The organism is Novosphingobium mathurense (genome assembly GCF_900168325.1).
GTDB lineage: Bacteria > Pseudomonadota > Alphaproteobacteria > Sphingomonadales > Sphingomonadaceae > Novosphingobium > Novosphingobium mathurense.
Genome location: NZ_FVZE01000001.1, coordinates 1,052,932 through 1,067,360 on the forward strand (window position 1 = coordinate 1,052,932; position 14,429 = coordinate 1,067,360).

Genomic DNA, 14,429 nt, shown 5'->3' on the forward strand with positions numbered 1-14,429 from the left:
CCTCAGCGATGGTAGCGATGTTGGACGAAGGGCATCGGCACGACCTTGGCGTCGAGCCGCTTGCCGCGGATATCAATGGAAAGGGCCGTGCCGTCGGCGGCATGGGCCGCATCGACGTAAGCCATGGCGATCGGGTGCTGCAGCGAGGGCGAGAAGCCGCCCGACGTCACCACGCCGACTTCGGTATCGCCGGCAAGGACCTTGGCGCCTTCGCGGGCAGCCTGACGCCCATCGAGGGACAGACCGATGCGCTTGCGGGCAGTGCCTTGCGCCAGGTCGCGCTGGACGCGCTCGGCGCCGGGGAAGCCCCCTTCGCTGCGACGGCGCTTGTTGACGCCGAAGATAAGTCCGGCCTCGACCGCGCCGTGATCGGGCGACATGTCATGGCCGTAGAGTGGCAGCCCCGCTTCAAGCCGAAGCGAATCGCGCGCACCAAGGCCGATGGGCTTCACTTCCGGTTCGCCGCACAGCAGGTCCGCGACCTGCGCTGCTGCCTCGCCCGGAATGGATATCTCGAAGCCGTCCTCGCCGGTGTAGCCGGAACGGCTGATCCAGGCATCGACACCGCCCAGTGTGAAGCTTGCGCCCTTCATGAAGGTGAGCGCCGAAAGCGGCGTGTCGCCCCTGGCGTGCCGATCGAGCGCCGCGAAAGCCCTGGGTCCCTGCAACGCGAGGAGCGCGCTCTCGTCGAGGTGGTTGAGCGTCACTTCGTCGGGCAGCAGTTCGCGCAAGGAACCGATGTCGTCCCACTTGGTCGCACCGTTGACGACGAGATAGAAGCCGGTGTTCCAGCGGGTGACCATGAGGTCATCCAGAATGCCGCCTTCCTCGTCGAGCAGCAGCGAATAGCGCACCGAGCCGGTCTTGAGCGTCGAAAGGTCGATCGGCAGGGCCGCCTCGAGCGCCGCATCGAGATCGACCGGGGTATCTTCGGCGGGACAGATGCAGAGCTGACCCATGTGACTGACGTCGAACAGTCCGGCGCTCTCGCGGGTCCAGAGGTGTTCGGCCATGATGCCTTCGTACTGTACGGGCATCATGTAGCCGGCGAACTCGACCATGCGCCCACCCTGCGCGCGATGCCAGGCATCAAGCGGCAGCAGCAAGGGCTCGATCGGCTCGAGGTCCTGGTCGTCTTGGGGATTCACTAATTCGCTCAAGGCATAGCTCCGCACAGCAATGGCACACCGTTTTCAGGTGCCCCCTCTGTCACGGAAGCCTGAGAGCTTTGCCCCGGCACCCTTCAGCAGGGAATCCGGGCTTACACCTTCGGCGGCCACGCCCGAAACGGACGGGGCACTTTCCAGAGCGTCACTATCGACCGGCGCGGTCCTTTTGCCTGAGAGATTCCGGGGCGGTTGCTCCTTCGGCGCCTGCCATATCGATCCCTCTCAAGGGGCCGAATCGGCAGGTCTCTCCCGCGCTGTCAGCGACGCGACCACCCTTGAAAGAGGCTCAGGCGCAAGTCAACGCTCGTCACGCTGCGATGCAGTATTAATCCCCTGCCCGCCGCAGGACGCGCCGCATCGAGTCGAAATCGTGCACGAAGCGGCCCTGGGCCCTCTCCTGCACCAGCGCAAAGATCGTCCGCGCCACGGTCGCGGCACGTACCGAGCGGTATTTCCTCCACTTGCCGTGGAGCACCAGCATGTCGGCGATGGGGGCCAGCATCTGGCCAGCGCCTTCCAGCTTGCGCTTATCGGCCCGATGCCCGCGCAAGAGACCCGGCCTCAGGATATCGAGGCGGCGAAAGCCGAGCTTGCCCAGGTCTTCCTCGGTCTCGCCCTTGGTGCGCAGGTAGAAATTGCGGCTCGTCCGGTCGGCCCCGACGGAAGACACCGCGATCATGTGATCGATGCCGGCCGTGCGCGCAGCCTGCGCAACTTCGATGACGAGATCGTGGTCCACCGCCCGGAAAGCCGCCTGGCTTCCGGCGGCCTTGATCGTGGTGCCCAGCGCACAGACGAGAACGTCGGCCCGGGCCGCGCCGATGAGGGCCGACCAATCTTCCGGCAATCCCACGAGAACTTCGGTGCGCGCGCCCAGAGGCAGCGGGAATTCGCGGCGGGCGACGCTGACGACGCGCATGTCGGAGCGCCCCACGCTCTCGTCCAGAACGGCCGTACCGATCAGCCCGCTCGCCCCGACCAGGCAGATGCGATGTGCCGGAAGCGAGGGCTCCTCGCCCCGCTTCAGCACATCGAACAGGTCAGACATTGCGCAGGCCCTCGGGCGTGCGCCCATAGATCTGCGCATGACAGGTGATCGCGTAACGGTCGGTCATGCCGGCGATGTAGTCGGCAATGTGACGGCTGCGCTCGGGCTCGTGCCGGGGCATCGTATCGATCCAGCTCTCCTCCATCAGCACCGGCTCCTGCGAATAGGCGGAGTAGAGCTCTGCCAGCACGGCGCGCGCGCGGCGAGCCGTCTCAATCTGCTCGGGATGGTAGTAAAGCTTGTCGTACATGAAGCGCTTGAAGGCACGCTCGGCCTCGGCCAGTCCCGGCGAAAAGGCGACGAGCGCCCGATCCGCGCCGCGCACTTCATCGACGCTGCCCACGCCGACAAGGCGCTGCTGCGTCTCTGCAATGAGGTCATTGACCATGAAGCCGATCTGGCTGCGGATCAGTTCCGCCAGTTGCCGCTCGCGCGGCACCCCGGGATAGCGCCGCTCGACTTCGGCCCAGTGCTCGGCCACGAAGGGATGCGCGAGCAGTTCGTCGAGATCGAGAAAGCCTGCCCGCAAGCCGTCGTCGATATCGTGGTTGTCGTAGGCGATGTCGTCGGAAAGAGCGGCGACCTGCGCTTCCAGCGAGGCATAAGTGCCAAGCTCCAGCCCGTAAGCGGCGTCCAGTTCGCGCAGGGCCCAGTTCGGTTCGGTCACGGGGCCATTGTGCTTGGCCAAGCCTTCGAGCGTCTCCCATGTCAGGTTCAGCCCGTCATGCTCGCAATAGGGACTGTCGATGCGCATCAGCGTGCGCAGGCAATGCGCGTTGTGATCGAAGCCCCCGGCCTTATGGAGCGCGCTGTCGAGCGCCTCTTCGCCGGCATGGCCGAATGGCGGGTGGCCGATGTCGTGCGCCAGCGCCAGCGCCTCGGTCAGGTCCTCGTCGAGCCCGAGCGTGCGGGCAATCACGCGCGCGATCTGCGCAACCTCGAGGCTGTGGGTCAGGCGAACCCGGTAATGATCGCCGTCCGGCGCGATGAAGACCTGCGTCTTGTAGCGCAGGCGGCGAAAGGCGATCGAATGGATGATCCGGTCGCGATCACGCTGGTATGCACTGCGCGGCCCGCGGGCCACGGCGTTCTCCATCGGAAATTCGCGTCCGCGCGAATGGGCGGGGTTCGAAGCATAGGGGGCAAGGGTCAAGCGCAGGTCTTTCCCGGATCGGCTGTCGGAACTGGATCGTCTGCGCCGCCCTAGCGAGCAATCCCCACCTTGCACAAGGCCGCCGAGGTCGTCGTGACCAAAATGACCTTCGTGTCGTCCACCTCGCGCACCGCCCGCAACCACGCGCCCGGGGTCGGCTTGTCACCTTCGAGCGCCTGCAGCTTCATCAATTGCACGAAGCTCAAGTGCCGTACCATGCGTTTGGCCATGCAGGTCGACACCCGGGCCGACATGCCCGCTTCGAGCAAGGCCCCGCGCACGCGCCAGCCTGCGTAGAGGTGAGCGGACACAACCAGAAGAGCCAGAAGGCCCACGAGCATCAGCGCCCGCTTCACCAATTTCATCATGACGGGATGACCTGGCCTAGAGCGCCTTGACGATCTCTTCGACCATCTTCTTCGCGTCGGCGAGCAGCATCATGGTCTGGTCCATGTAGAAAACGTCGTTATCGACGCCCGCATAGCCCTGTCCGCCCATCGAGCGCTTGATGAAGAAAATCGTCTTGGCCTTGTCGACGTCGAACACCGGCATGCCGTAGATCGGCGAGGACTTGTCGGTCTTGGCCGCCGGGTTGACGACGTCGTTGGCGCCGATGATGAAGGCCACGTCGGCCTGCGCGAACTCGCTGTTGATGTCCTCGAGTTCGAAGACTTCATCGTAAGGCACGCTGGCTTCGGCAAGCAGCACGTTCATGTGACCGGGCATGCGCCCCGCGACCGGGTGGATCGCATACTTCACGTTGACGCCGTGTTCCTTGAGCAGGTCGCCCATCTCGCGCAGGGCATGCTGGGCCTGAGCCACGGCCATGCCGTAACCGGGGATGATGATGACGTTCTCGGCTTCCTTCATCAGGAAGGCCGCGTCCTCGGCCGAACCGCGCTTCCACGGGCGCTGCTCCTTGGTGCCGCCGTCGCCAGCGCCGCCAGCATCGGCGCCGAAGCCGCCGGCAATCACCGAGATGAAGCTACGGTTCATTGCCTTGCACATGATGTACGAGAGGATCGCACCCGAGGAACCGACGAGCGCGCCGGTGATGATCATCGCGGTGTTGTGCAGCGTGAAGCCCATCGCCGCCGCGGCCCAGCCCGAATACGAGTTGAGCATCGAGACGACCACCGGCATGTCCGCGCCGCCGATCGGGATGATCAGCAGGAAGCCAATCGCGAAAGACAGCGCAACGACGATCCAGAACAGCACATTTTCGCCCGGACCGGCCTGCCCCGAATTGGTGAACAGGCCCGTTAGCACGAGAATGAGGATCAAAGTACCCAGGTTGATGACATGGCGTGCGGGCAGCATGATCGGTGCGCCCGACATGTTGCCGTTGAGCTTGGCAAAGGCGATCACCGAACCGGAAAAGGTGATGGCGCCGATGGCAGCGCCCAGCGCCATTTCGACGCGGCTAACGGTCAGGATGTTGCCGTCAGCGCCGAGAATGCCGAAAGCGCCGGGATTGAGGAAGGCCGCCACGGCCACCAGCACGGCGGCCAGACCGACGAGCGAGTGGAATGCCGCAACGAGCTGCGGCATCGCCGTCATCTGGATGCGCCGGGCAATCACGAAGCCGACACCGCCGCCAATGACGATGGCGCCCACGATCTCGGGCAGGCTGGCGATCTCGTGCGTCATCAGCGTCGTGACGACGGCGATGAGCATGCCGAACATGCCGTAGCGATTGCCCTTGCGGGACGTCGCCGGAGAAGACAGGCCGCGAAGGGCGAGGATGAAGCAGACGCCCGCAACGAGGTAGGCGACGGCCACCCACGGGTTTACCGCATGGGTTTCCATTACTTGCTATCCCCCTTTGCTGCCGGCTTGTCCTTCTTCTTGTACATGGCCAGCATGCGTTCGGTGACCGCGAAGCCGCCGAAGATGTTGACGCTGGCAAGGACGACCGCGCCCAGCCCAAGCCACTTGGCCAGCGGGCTTCCCGCGGCGGCGCTGGCGACGAGCGCACCGACGACGATCACGGAGGAAATGGCATTGGTCACCGCCATCAGCGGCGTGTGCAGGGCCGGCGTAACCGACCAGACGACGTAGTAGCCCACGAAGCAGGCCATTACGAAGATCGATAGGATCGAAATGAAGTCCATCGTCGTGCCCCCCCTCAGGCCAGTAGGCGTGGATTGACGACCTTGCCGCCCTGCGTCAGGCGGATTGCGTCACCGATTTCCTCGTCGAGCACGGGCCCTCCCTGCTCCTTGTCCCAGAAGGCAGAGAGGAAATTGAACAGGTTGCGGGCGTAGAGCGCCGAGGCGTCTGCGGCGAGATGGGCAGGCGTATTGGAATAGCCCATGATCTTCACGCCGTGCTTTTCGACGACCTGATCGGGCACCGAACCCTCGACGTTGCCACCCTGTGCGACCGCGAGGTCGAAGATGACGCTGCCCGGCTTCATCGTCGCGATCTGGACATCGGAAATCAGCCGCGGTGCAGCGCGTCCGGGAATGAGCGCAGTCGTGATGACGATGTCCTGCTTGGCGATATGGCTGGAAACCAGTTCGGCCTGCGCCTTCTGGTATTCCTCCGACATCTCGGTCGCATAACCGCCAGCGCCTTCACCCTCGATCCCGGCGACATTCTCGACGAAGATCGGCTTGGCGCCCAGCGAGAGGATCTGTTCCCTGGTCGCGGCACGCACGTCGGTTGCCGAAACCTGCGCACCCAGGCGGCGTGCCGTGGCAATCGCCTGGAGTCCGGCAACGCCCACGCCCATGACGAAGACCTTGGCAGCGCTGACGGTGCCGGCCGCCGTCATCATCATCGGGAATGCGCGGCCATAGGTATCGGCAGCGGCGATGACCGCCTTGTAGCCCGACAGGTTCGACTGCGAGGACAGCACGTCCATCGACTGCGCACGGGTGATACGCGGCATGAATTCCATCGACAGCGCCTCCAGGCCCGCCGCCGCATAGGCATCGACGCGTTCGCGCTGACCGAACGGGTCCATGATCGCAACGACCCATGCCCCCGGCTTGACGCCGCTCAACGCTGCCGGATCGGGTCCCTGGACACCGAAGACGATGTCTGCGCCGGACAGCACTTCGGACGCCGGGCCGACTTGCGCCCCGGCGTTCCGGAATTCCTCATCGGAAAAACTGGCCACAGCGCCCGCACCGGCCTCGACGGCCACTTCGGCGCCGAGTGCCACGAGCTTTTTCACGGTCTCCGGCGATGCCGAAACGCGTGTCTCCCCCCTCGCGGTCTCTTTGAGGACCGCGATCCGCTGGCTCTGTGGCACAGTCAGATCAGGCGATCAGGCCGATGACGACCGCCACGACGGCGATGCAGATCCCGGTACCCCAGGTCGCCGCCTTGATGAAGCTGTTGTAGGTTTCCTGCGCGGCGCGCATGTCATTGCCCGAAGCCATGATTTCGTTCCCCAAGTAACGGTTTTTGTAATTGCTGACCAAGCTCTAGCTGCATGCTGCGCTGCACTCAAGCCCGAAGCAGGCCGACCTCTCACTTCTGCCAAGGCCACCACTGCGCCCCGGAATGAGACAGTTCAGGCTTAATCCCGTCTTTACCTGATTGCCCTAAGACTTTCGCAAGACACTGCAGAGGCTTGATACAAGGCGGGCAAATGGCGGATCTCGAACAGCGCCTACTCATGCTTATCGACGATGAGCCGGCGCAGAGCCGGTTGATCTCGGCCCTCGCCGGGCGCGAAGGCTGGCGCACGATCATCGTGCATGACGCGGAAACAGCAATTGCAACCCTGGGCACGCGCCAGGGCATGCAGCTATCGGCCATCATCCTCGATCAATGGGTGCCGGGCGACGATGCCTGCTCGTTGATTTCCGAGCTGAAGTCGCGCCGCCCCGCCCTGCCGATCCTGATGCTGACCGCCAGCACGTCCCCGCTTCTCGCCGTGGAAGCGATGCGCGCGGGTGCCGCCGACTATCTCGTCAAACCCGTTGCACCGGACCGGCTCATGCACGCGCTGCGCTCGGCCACGACCCGGGAAACGCCGCGTGACGAACTGGCACCGCTAACGGAAAAGATGCCGTCGAGCCCCGATTTCGAATCGATGATCGGGGCCTCGCCCAACTTCCGCAAGGCACTGGCGGTGGCCGCCAAGGCCGCGCGCGGCCACGGGCATGTCCTGATCGAGGGCGAAAGCGGATCCGGCAAGGAACTGCTGATCCGTGCCATGCACGCGGCCAGCCCGCGCGCAAAGTTGCCGCTGCGCATCGTGAATATCGCCGGGCTTGCGGGAAACTCGGTGGAAACGGCCCTGTTCGGGCATGAGAAAGGCGCCTTTCCCGGCGCGTTCGACCGCCAGGTCGGCGCATTGCAGCATTGCGACGGAGCAACGCTGGCGATCGACGAGGTCGACCGGCTGCCGCTCTCCGTCCAGGAACGCCTGCTGGAATCGCTGCGCCGTCACGACGTTCGCCCGATCGGCGCGCATCACTCCTTCCGCATCGATGTGCGGGTTATCGCCGCCAGCAATCTGCCGTTGCAGGACCTTGTCAGCCAGGGACACTTCCTGCCCGAACTGCTCGAAGTCCTCTCGCCCACCAAGGTGGAACTGCCCCCGCTGCGCGAGCGGACCGGGGACATTCCCGCCCTCACCCGCTTCTTCCTCGCCCGCATCGGCGAGCAGCCGGGCCTGCGCGAGCTGGGCATCACCGATGGCGCCCTGTCGCTGCTGGCCGCCTACGACTGGCCGGGCAACGTCCGTCAGCTTCAGGCCGTGCTGTTCCGAGCCGCAGTTTTCTGCGACGGCGACGCGCTGACGTCGGAAGATTTTCCACAGCTTCTCAACATACTGGGCACAGGTCCATCCACAGTCGCCGGGAACCCCATGCAGGAAAGCTCGGGGGTCATGCTCTACACGCCTGACGGCAACCTGCGACCGCTGGAAGACATCGAGGCCGACGTCATCCGCCTCGCGATCGGGCACTATCGCGGCCGCATGACCGAGGTCGCAAGGCGGCTCGGCATCGGACGGTCCACGCTCTACCGCAAGCTCAGCGAACTCGGCATCGACAACGCGGCCTGAGCAGGCCATATTCCGCGCCTGCGCAATCAAGGAGTTTCCCGACTTGGTCCAGTGACACCGCCCCGGCGGACTGTTCCCCAGCGACGCGGCATTCGTGCCGTGCGGACCATGTCATCTGAAGGAAATTCCATGCCCCGTTTCGAAGGCAAGACCGCGCTCATCACCGGCGCGGCATCCGGCATCGGCGCTGCCTGCGCCCGGCACCTCTGCACCCGGGGCCTGTCCCGTCTGATCCTAATCGACAAGGATGAGCAGGCCCTCGCCGCTTTCTCAGCCGATTGCGAGACAGTCCGGCATCATGGCGACGTCGCCAATCCCGCGTTGTGGACCAAGGTTACGGCAGGCCTCGACCGGCTGGACTGCGCCATCCTCAATGCCGGGCGGGCCGACAGCGCCCCGATCGTCGATCTCGATCTCGCGAACTGGCGCCAGGTTCTCTCGACCAATCTGGACGGCATGTTCCTGTCCCTGCAATGCGCGATGCGAGCGATGCAGGACGCGGGCGGCAGCATCGTCCTCACGGCATCGGTCAGCGGGATCAAGGCAGAGCCGGGAACCGCCGCCTATGGTGCGAGCAAGGCCGGCGTCATCCAGCTTGCGAAAGTAGCGGCCAAGGAAGGCGCCTCGAAAGGGATCAGGGTCAATGCCATGGCACCCGGCGGAGTCGATACGCCGATCTGGGACCAGGTGGCGATGTTCGGCGACTTCGTGGAACAGCATGGCAGCCGCGAGGCCGCAATTGCCGCGATGGGAGAACTGGCGACCCCGCTGGGCCGTTTCGCACGCAGCGACGAGATCGCCGGGCAGATCGCGTTTCTCCTGTCGGACGCTGCCGCGACGATCACCGGGACGGTGCTGGTCAGCGACGGCGGGTACAGCCTCTAGGCTGGATCCGTTTCCTCGCTGGCAGGATCGCTCAGACCAGTTGCGAAAAATCGGTCAGCGCCGCATCGCGCAGGCCCCGCCAGACGCGCGCCGCCTGCACCGTCTCGCGCACGTCATGCACCCGCACGACCTGCACCCCGGCATCGAGCGCCTTGAGCGCCAACGTCAGGGATCCACCGAGGCGATCGTGTGCGGGTGCTTCGTTCGAAAGCGCGCCGATCATGCGCTTGCGGCTCGCGCCGACGAGCAGCGGTTGGCCGAGGCCATGGTACAGCGGCAGGGCATTCATCAGCGCGAGGTTCTCGGCCAGGGTCTTGCCGAAGCCGATACCCGGATCGAGCAGGATTTTCTCTGCCGCGATGCCTGCAGCAACCGCCTTGTCGCGGGATTCGCGAAGCCAGTCGAAGACATCGAGGACGACATCGGCATAATCACCGTTCGCGTGCAGGTCCTCACCGCTGCCGGGAGCATGCATCAGCACCACCGGCGCACCGGTGCTGGCGGCGAGGTCCAGACTGCGCGGATCGTAGCGCAGCGCCGAGACGTCATTGAAGACATGCGCGCCCGCCGCATGACTGGCTTCCCAAACCGCGGGCCGGCGGGTGTCCACGCTGATTGCGGCACCCATCGCCGACAGGCGCTCTACCATCGGCACCACGCGCCTGATCTCGTCGCCTTCCCATACCGCTGCCGCGCCGGGCCTAGTGGATTCCCCACCCACGTCGATGATCGCCGCGCCGGCCTCAAGCATGGCCGAGGCATGGTCCAAGGCGACCTGCGGCTTGTCCATGAACTCGCCGCCGTCGGAGAAACTGTCCGGCGTGATGTTGAGGATACCCATGACCTGCGGCTGATCCAGCCGGATCGTGCGCTGGCCGCACTGTAGCGGGGCATGCGCCTTGCGCAGGTTCGTCCACTGCGTCTCGGCCTGCGCACCAAGTTCGGTGGGGAGTGCGGCCAGGACGCCGGGCATCTCGGCTGCCGAGACGCGTGCGCGCGACAAGACCTTGCCGTTTTCGCGCACGATGACCGCAAAGCGGCTGGCCCAGACCATCGAACCACCCAGACGGATGGCCTCGCCTTCCTCGCTTTGCGGGTTGTCGGCAAGGGCGATGGGGCGGATGTAGAGTTGCTTGGTCATGCCGCCCCCTTAGCCACTTGCGGCGCCATGCTGAACACGTTTCAGCATGGCGATACAGTCAGAAGGATGTGGGGATCACGGCTCGGTGGCGAGCAGGTAGAGCTGGCGCAGCGAGTCCAGCGGCTTGACCTCGCCTTCATGCTCGAGGTGCCAGAATGTCCAGCCGTTGCACGAAGGTGCACCCTGAAGCTGGGCACCGGCGCCATGGATCGAACCGTTGACATCGCCTGCCACGAGCGAACCGTCCGCACGCACGGTGGCGGTGAAGCGGCGCTTCTTGTCGAAGATCTGCGTGCCCGGTGCGATCCAGCCGGTTTCGACCAGCGTGCCGAAGGCGACCTTGGGCGCGGTACGCTTGGACTGCATCGTCTTGAGCGCGGATTCGTCGAGTTCCAGCGCCATCTCGATGCGTTCCATCGCCGCGTCGCGATAGTCGGATTCACGCTCGCAACCGATCCAGTCACGGCCCAGGCGCTTGGCTACCGCGCCAGTGGTGCCGGTGCCGAAGAACGGGTCGAGCACGACATCGCCCTTGTTGGTCGTCGCCAGCATTACCCGGTAAAGCAGCGCTTCGGGCTTCTGCGTCGGGTGCACCTTGCGGCCACCCTTCTTGAGACGCTCCTGCCCGCCGCAGATCGGCAGCACCCAGTCCGAACGCATCTGCAGTTCGTCGTTGAGCGTCTTCATCGCGCGATAGTTGAAGGTGTACTTCGACTTTTCGCCCATCGAAGCCCAGATCAGCGTCTCATGCGCGTTGGTGAAGCGGGTCCCCTTGAAGTTCGGCATCGGGTTCGCCTTGCGCCACACGATGTCGTTGAGAATCCAGAACCCCATGTCCTGCATGATCGCGCCAAGGCGGAAGATGTTGTGGTACGAACCGATCACCCACAGCGAGCCTTCGGGCTTGAGCACGCGGCGCGCCTCGGTCAGCCAGTCGCGGGTGAACTTGTCGTAGGCGGCGAAGCTGGAGAACTTGTCCCAGTCATCCGTCACCGCGTCGACGTGGCTGCCGTCCGGCCGCGAGAGATCGCCGCCCAGTTGCAGGTTGTACGGCGGATCGGCGAAGACCATGTCGACCGAGGCATCGGGAATGGTGCGCATCGCCTCGATGCAGTCACCGGGGATGATCTGACCCAGCGGCAGCAATTCCTTCGGCGTCGGCGCAGGCGCGCGCGCACGAATTCTTTCCTTGACGAGTACCTGCCCCATGGCCGTTCCGATGTCCCTTGTGCAATTCAGCCGCAAATCAGCTGTGGAAAGGGCATAAACTGAGTCTTTCCGGACTCGCCGTCAAGTCGCGACTCGTGGGGAATCCTGCCGATTCAAGGCGCAGGGCAGGAGAACAAAACGAATCCGACACCGTATATTGAGTCTGCAAGACCCCTTGCGACTCAAGATGTGGTGCCTGCGACTCGCCGGATTCGTGGATAAAAAATTGTTACCTGCGGCCCGCTTGCAGGATGTATTCTCCCTGTCGAACCACTGGGAGGCGATCGACATGGCACTCAAGGTCATTGGCGCGGGACTGGGCCGCACCGGCACGATGTCACTCAAGCTCGCGCTGGAACATCTGGGCTTCGGGCCATGCTTCCACATGATCGAGATCTTTTCCGATGGACGCCACCAGATACCGCTGTGGATGAATGTCACGGCAGGCAAACCGGACTGGGACACCATCTTCGACGGGTTCGCCTCAACCGTCGATTACCCGACCTGCAGCTACTGGCGCGAATTGGCCGCCTACTATCCGCAGGCCAAGGTCATCCTCTCGACGCGCGATGCGGAAGACTGGTTCAAGTCGGTGTCCCGCACGATCTTCTCACCCGGCAACCGGGCCAAGTTCAGCGAGCCGCCTCTCGACAAGGCCCTGAAACCGGCCGTTTTCGGACCTTTCGGCGATCGCATCGACGACCACGATTTCATGGTCGGCTACTTCCGCGAATGGGAGGCTGAAGTAATCTCGGCGCTTCCGCCCGGACGCCTTCACATCCATCGGCTCGGCGATGGCTGGGATGGCCTGTGCCAGTTCCTCGAGGTACCCGTTCCGGACGAGCCCTATCCCGTAGTGAACACGAGCAAGGACCTGGACGAAAGCGGGCTGGTCCGCAAAGCGGATATGACACCCGAAGAAGCCGAAGCGGTTGCGCGCGGCTACGCCAGCGCGATGCGCACCAAGGCTTTTGGCCCTTCTTCCGCCTGAGGCACCTCTAGACCGGCATTTCCAGCTGGGCCACGGGCGCGAAGCTGCGGCGGTGATGGACGGTCGGCCCGTGCCGGCGCAGCGCCTCGAGATGTTGTGCGGTCCCATATCCCGCATTGCGCTCCCACCCATAATGGGGATGGACCATAGCCAGAGACCGCATGATCGCGTCGCGGTGCTCCTTGGCGATGATCGAGGCCGCGGAAATGCACGGCTCCAGCGCGTCGCCGCCCACGATCGCCCGGGCCTTCCAGCGCCATTCCTCGCGCCGACCATGCGGCGTCATGTTGCCGTCCACCAGCACTTCGTCCGGTTCCGCGCCGATCTTCTCGCAGAGCCCGGCCACTGCGCGGGTCATCGCCAGCATCGTCGCGCCGAAGATGTTGAGTCGGTCGATCTCTTCGACATCGACCACGCCGACGGCCCACTGGCACCGCCGTTTGATCACTTCCTCGAGTTGCAACCTTCTGGATTTCGAGAGCTTCTTGGAATCGTCGAGCCCTGGCGGTCGAGGCTTGCACAACAGGACCGCTCCGGCCACAACCGGACCGGCAAGCGGACCGCGACCGGCCTCGTCGACACCGAATACGATACCGCCACTGCGGACTGTTCCTGAGACCAACTTACTCACGCAGGTGCCCATGCTCATTCGAAACGTGCTTGCTACGCTATCCCTTCTCCCCCTTTCCCTCGCAAGCTGCGGCGCGGCCGCAACCGGGGATAAGGCACAGAGCAAGGGCCCCTTCACGATAGAGGAAATGGGGCAGTTCGAAGAGCCCTGGGCGATGGATTTCGACGAGGAATCCGGCGCGCTGCTGGTGACCGAAAAGGCCGGAACGATGCGTCTGCGCCTTGCCGACGGCCGGTTGGGAAGCGTCACCGGCCTGCCCAAGGTCGACTACGGCGGCCAGGGTGGATTCGGCGACGTGATCTTCGCGCCGGGACAGAGCGGTCCCACGCTCGATGGCCGGATCGTCTACCTGAGCTGGGTCGAGGCAGGCAAGGGCAACACCCGCGGCGCAGCCGTCGGCAAGGCACGCCTGTCCTGCCAGGAAGAAACCGCCTGTGCACTGGACGGCCTCAAGGTGATTTGGCGTCAGAGCATCAAGGTCACCGGCCGCGGCCATTTCTCCCACCGACTCGCCTTCTCGCCGGACGGGCAGCACCTCTTCGTCAGTTCGGGCGAGCGCCAGAAGCTGACCCCGGCACAGGACCTCGGCAACAACCTTGGTTCCATCGTGCGGCTCCTGCCTGACGGATCTCCCGCCCCCGGCAATCCCTGGGCAAACAAGCCCGCGCCGACCAACCAGATCTGGTCCTACGGGCACCGCAACGTGCTGGGCCTCGCCTTCGATCCGCAAGGGCGGCTGTGGGACCTTGAACACGGCCCGGCCGGCGGCGACGAATTGAACCTTGTGGAGCCGGGGCGCAACTACGGCTGGCCGCTCGTCTCAAACGGAGATCACTACGATGGCAGGCCGATCCCGCGCCACGAGACGCGGCCCGACCTCGCCGCGCCGGCAATCAGCTGGAACCCGGTCATCGCCCCCGGCGACTTCATCTTTTACACCGGCGAGGCCTTCCCGGCATGGCAGGGGCAGGCCCTGATCGCCGCCATGGTCGATCCCGGCATCGTCCGGGTCCGGATCGATGGCGACAAGGCGATCGAGGAAGCGCGCTACTCCTTCGAGAAGCGGATCCGCGAGATCGAGCAGGCTCCGGACGGCACGATCTGGCTGTTGGAGGACGGCGAACAGCGCAATTCTGGCAAATTGCTCAAACTGACGCCGGTCAGGGAGTGAAT

At 64.7% G+C, this 14,429-nt stretch carries 15 protein-coding genes and 2 riboswitches; of the genes, 4 read left to right on the forward strand and 11 right to left on the reverse strand.

Going from position 1 to position 14,429, the window contains the following annotated elements; genetic code table 11:
* Nucleotides 1–2: 2 nt before the first annotated feature.
* The 8 genes from gcvT to B5483_RS05050 all read right to left on the reverse strand — a co-directional run bounded on the left by gcvT (nucleotide 3) and on the right by B5483_RS05050 (nucleotide 6,762).
* Entirely contained in the window at nucleotides 3–1,148 is a 1,146-nt protein-coding gene (gcvT, locus tag B5483_RS05015; protein ID WP_139383926.1) for a glycine cleavage system aminomethyltransferase GcvT, read from the reverse strand.
* 48 nt (nucleotides 1,149–1,196) lie between these two features.
* Nucleotides 1,197–1,317, reverse strand: a riboswitch (glycine riboswitch).
* A riboswitch (glycine riboswitch) is annotated at nucleotides 1,318–1,431 on the reverse strand.
* 63 nt (nucleotides 1,432–1,494) lie between these two features.
* Nucleotides 1,495–2,217: an NAD(P)H-binding protein gene (locus B5483_RS05020; RefSeq protein ID WP_079729630.1), complete on the reverse strand. Its 723-nt coding sequence runs from the start codon at nucleotides 2,215–2,217 to the stop codon at nucleotides 1,495–1,497.
* Nucleotides 2,210–3,370 (reverse strand): deoxyguanosinetriphosphate triphosphohydrolase, encoded by a 1,161-nt coding sequence (locus B5483_RS05025; protein ID WP_054944793.1) that lies wholly within the window; start codon nucleotides 3,368–3,370, stop codon nucleotides 2,210–2,212. The genes B5483_RS05020 and B5483_RS05025 overlap by 8 nt, the downstream gene beginning before the upstream one ends.
* Nucleotides 3,371–3,420: 50 nt before the next feature.
* Entirely contained in the window at nucleotides 3,421–3,738 is a 318-nt protein-coding gene (locus B5483_RS05030) for a hypothetical protein (protein ID WP_079729631.1), read from the reverse strand.
* A gap of 16 nt (nucleotides 3,739–3,754) precedes the next feature.
* Complete coding sequence (locus B5483_RS05035) at nucleotides 3,755–5,179, reverse strand: NAD(P)(+) transhydrogenase (Re/Si-specific) subunit beta (RefSeq protein ID WP_054944791.1); 1,425 nt, start codon at nucleotides 5,177–5,179, stop codon at nucleotides 3,755–3,757.
* Nucleotides 5,179–5,484 (reverse strand): NAD(P) transhydrogenase subunit alpha part 2, encoded by a 306-nt coding sequence (locus B5483_RS05040; protein WP_007015028.1) that lies wholly within the window; start codon nucleotides 5,482–5,484, stop codon nucleotides 5,179–5,181. The genes B5483_RS05035 and B5483_RS05040 overlap by 1 nt, the downstream gene beginning before the upstream one ends.
* A 14-nt stretch (nucleotides 5,485–5,498) precedes the next feature.
* Nucleotides 5,499–6,632: an NAD(P) transhydrogenase subunit alpha gene (locus tag B5483_RS05045; RefSeq protein WP_079729632.1), complete on the reverse strand. Its 1,134-nt coding sequence runs from the start codon at nucleotides 6,630–6,632 to the stop codon at nucleotides 5,499–5,501.
* Between the two features lie 7 nt (nucleotides 6,633–6,639).
* Complete coding sequence (locus tag B5483_RS05050; protein WP_079729885.1) at nucleotides 6,640–6,762, reverse strand: aa3-type cytochrome c oxidase subunit IV; 123 nt, start codon at nucleotides 6,760–6,762, stop codon at nucleotides 6,640–6,642.
* A 212-nt stretch (nucleotides 6,763–6,974) separates the two neighbouring features.
* On the opposite strand from B5483_RS05050, the gene B5483_RS05055 reads away from it, so the two are divergent.
* The gene (locus B5483_RS05055; RefSeq protein WP_054944788.1) at nucleotides 6,975–8,399 is read left to right on the forward strand and encodes a sigma-54-dependent transcriptional regulator; all 1,425 of its coding nucleotides are present in this window, start codon (nucleotides 6,975–6,977) and stop codon (nucleotides 8,397–8,399) included.
* Nucleotides 8,400–8,528: 129 nt separating this feature from the next.
* A complete protein-coding gene (locus B5483_RS05060; RefSeq protein ID WP_139383905.1) occupies nucleotides 8,529–9,284 on the forward strand; it encodes an SDR family NAD(P)-dependent oxidoreductase in 756 nt (251 codons plus the stop codon).
* A 31-nt stretch (nucleotides 9,285–9,315) separates the two neighbouring features.
* Here the strand turns inward: B5483_RS05060 and folP are convergent, their stop codons facing one another.
* Complete coding sequence (gene folP / locus B5483_RS05065; protein ID WP_079729634.1) at nucleotides 9,316–10,425, reverse strand: dihydropteroate synthase; 1,110 nt, start codon at nucleotides 10,423–10,425, stop codon at nucleotides 9,316–9,318.
* A gap of 75 nt (nucleotides 10,426–10,500) precedes the next feature.
* Nucleotides 10,501–11,634, reverse strand: a complete 1,134-nt coding sequence (locus B5483_RS05070) for a site-specific DNA-methyltransferase (RefSeq protein WP_054944785.1) — start codon at nucleotides 11,632–11,634, stop codon at nucleotides 10,501–10,503.
* Nucleotides 11,635–11,848: 214 nt separating this feature from the next.
* On the opposite strand from B5483_RS05070, the gene B5483_RS05075 reads away from it, so the two are divergent.
* Entirely contained in the window at nucleotides 11,849–12,625 is a 777-nt protein-coding gene (locus B5483_RS05075) for a sulfotransferase family protein (protein ID WP_245828818.1), read from the forward strand.
* A 7-nt stretch (nucleotides 12,626–12,632) separates the two neighbouring features.
* On the opposite strand, the gene B5483_RS05080 is transcribed toward B5483_RS05075, so the two are convergent.
* Nucleotides 12,633–13,268, reverse strand: a complete 636-nt coding sequence (locus B5483_RS05080) for a ribonuclease HII (RefSeq protein ID WP_079729635.1) — start codon at nucleotides 13,266–13,268, stop codon at nucleotides 12,633–12,635.
* Here B5483_RS05080 and B5483_RS05085 point away from each other — a divergent pair.
* Nucleotides 13,267–14,427, forward strand: a complete 1,161-nt coding sequence (locus B5483_RS05085) for a PQQ-dependent sugar dehydrogenase (RefSeq protein ID WP_079729636.1) — start codon at nucleotides 13,267–13,269, stop codon at nucleotides 14,425–14,427. The genes B5483_RS05080 and B5483_RS05085 overlap by 2 nt on opposite strands.
* The last annotated feature ends 2 nt before the right edge of the window (nucleotides 14,428–14,429 follow it).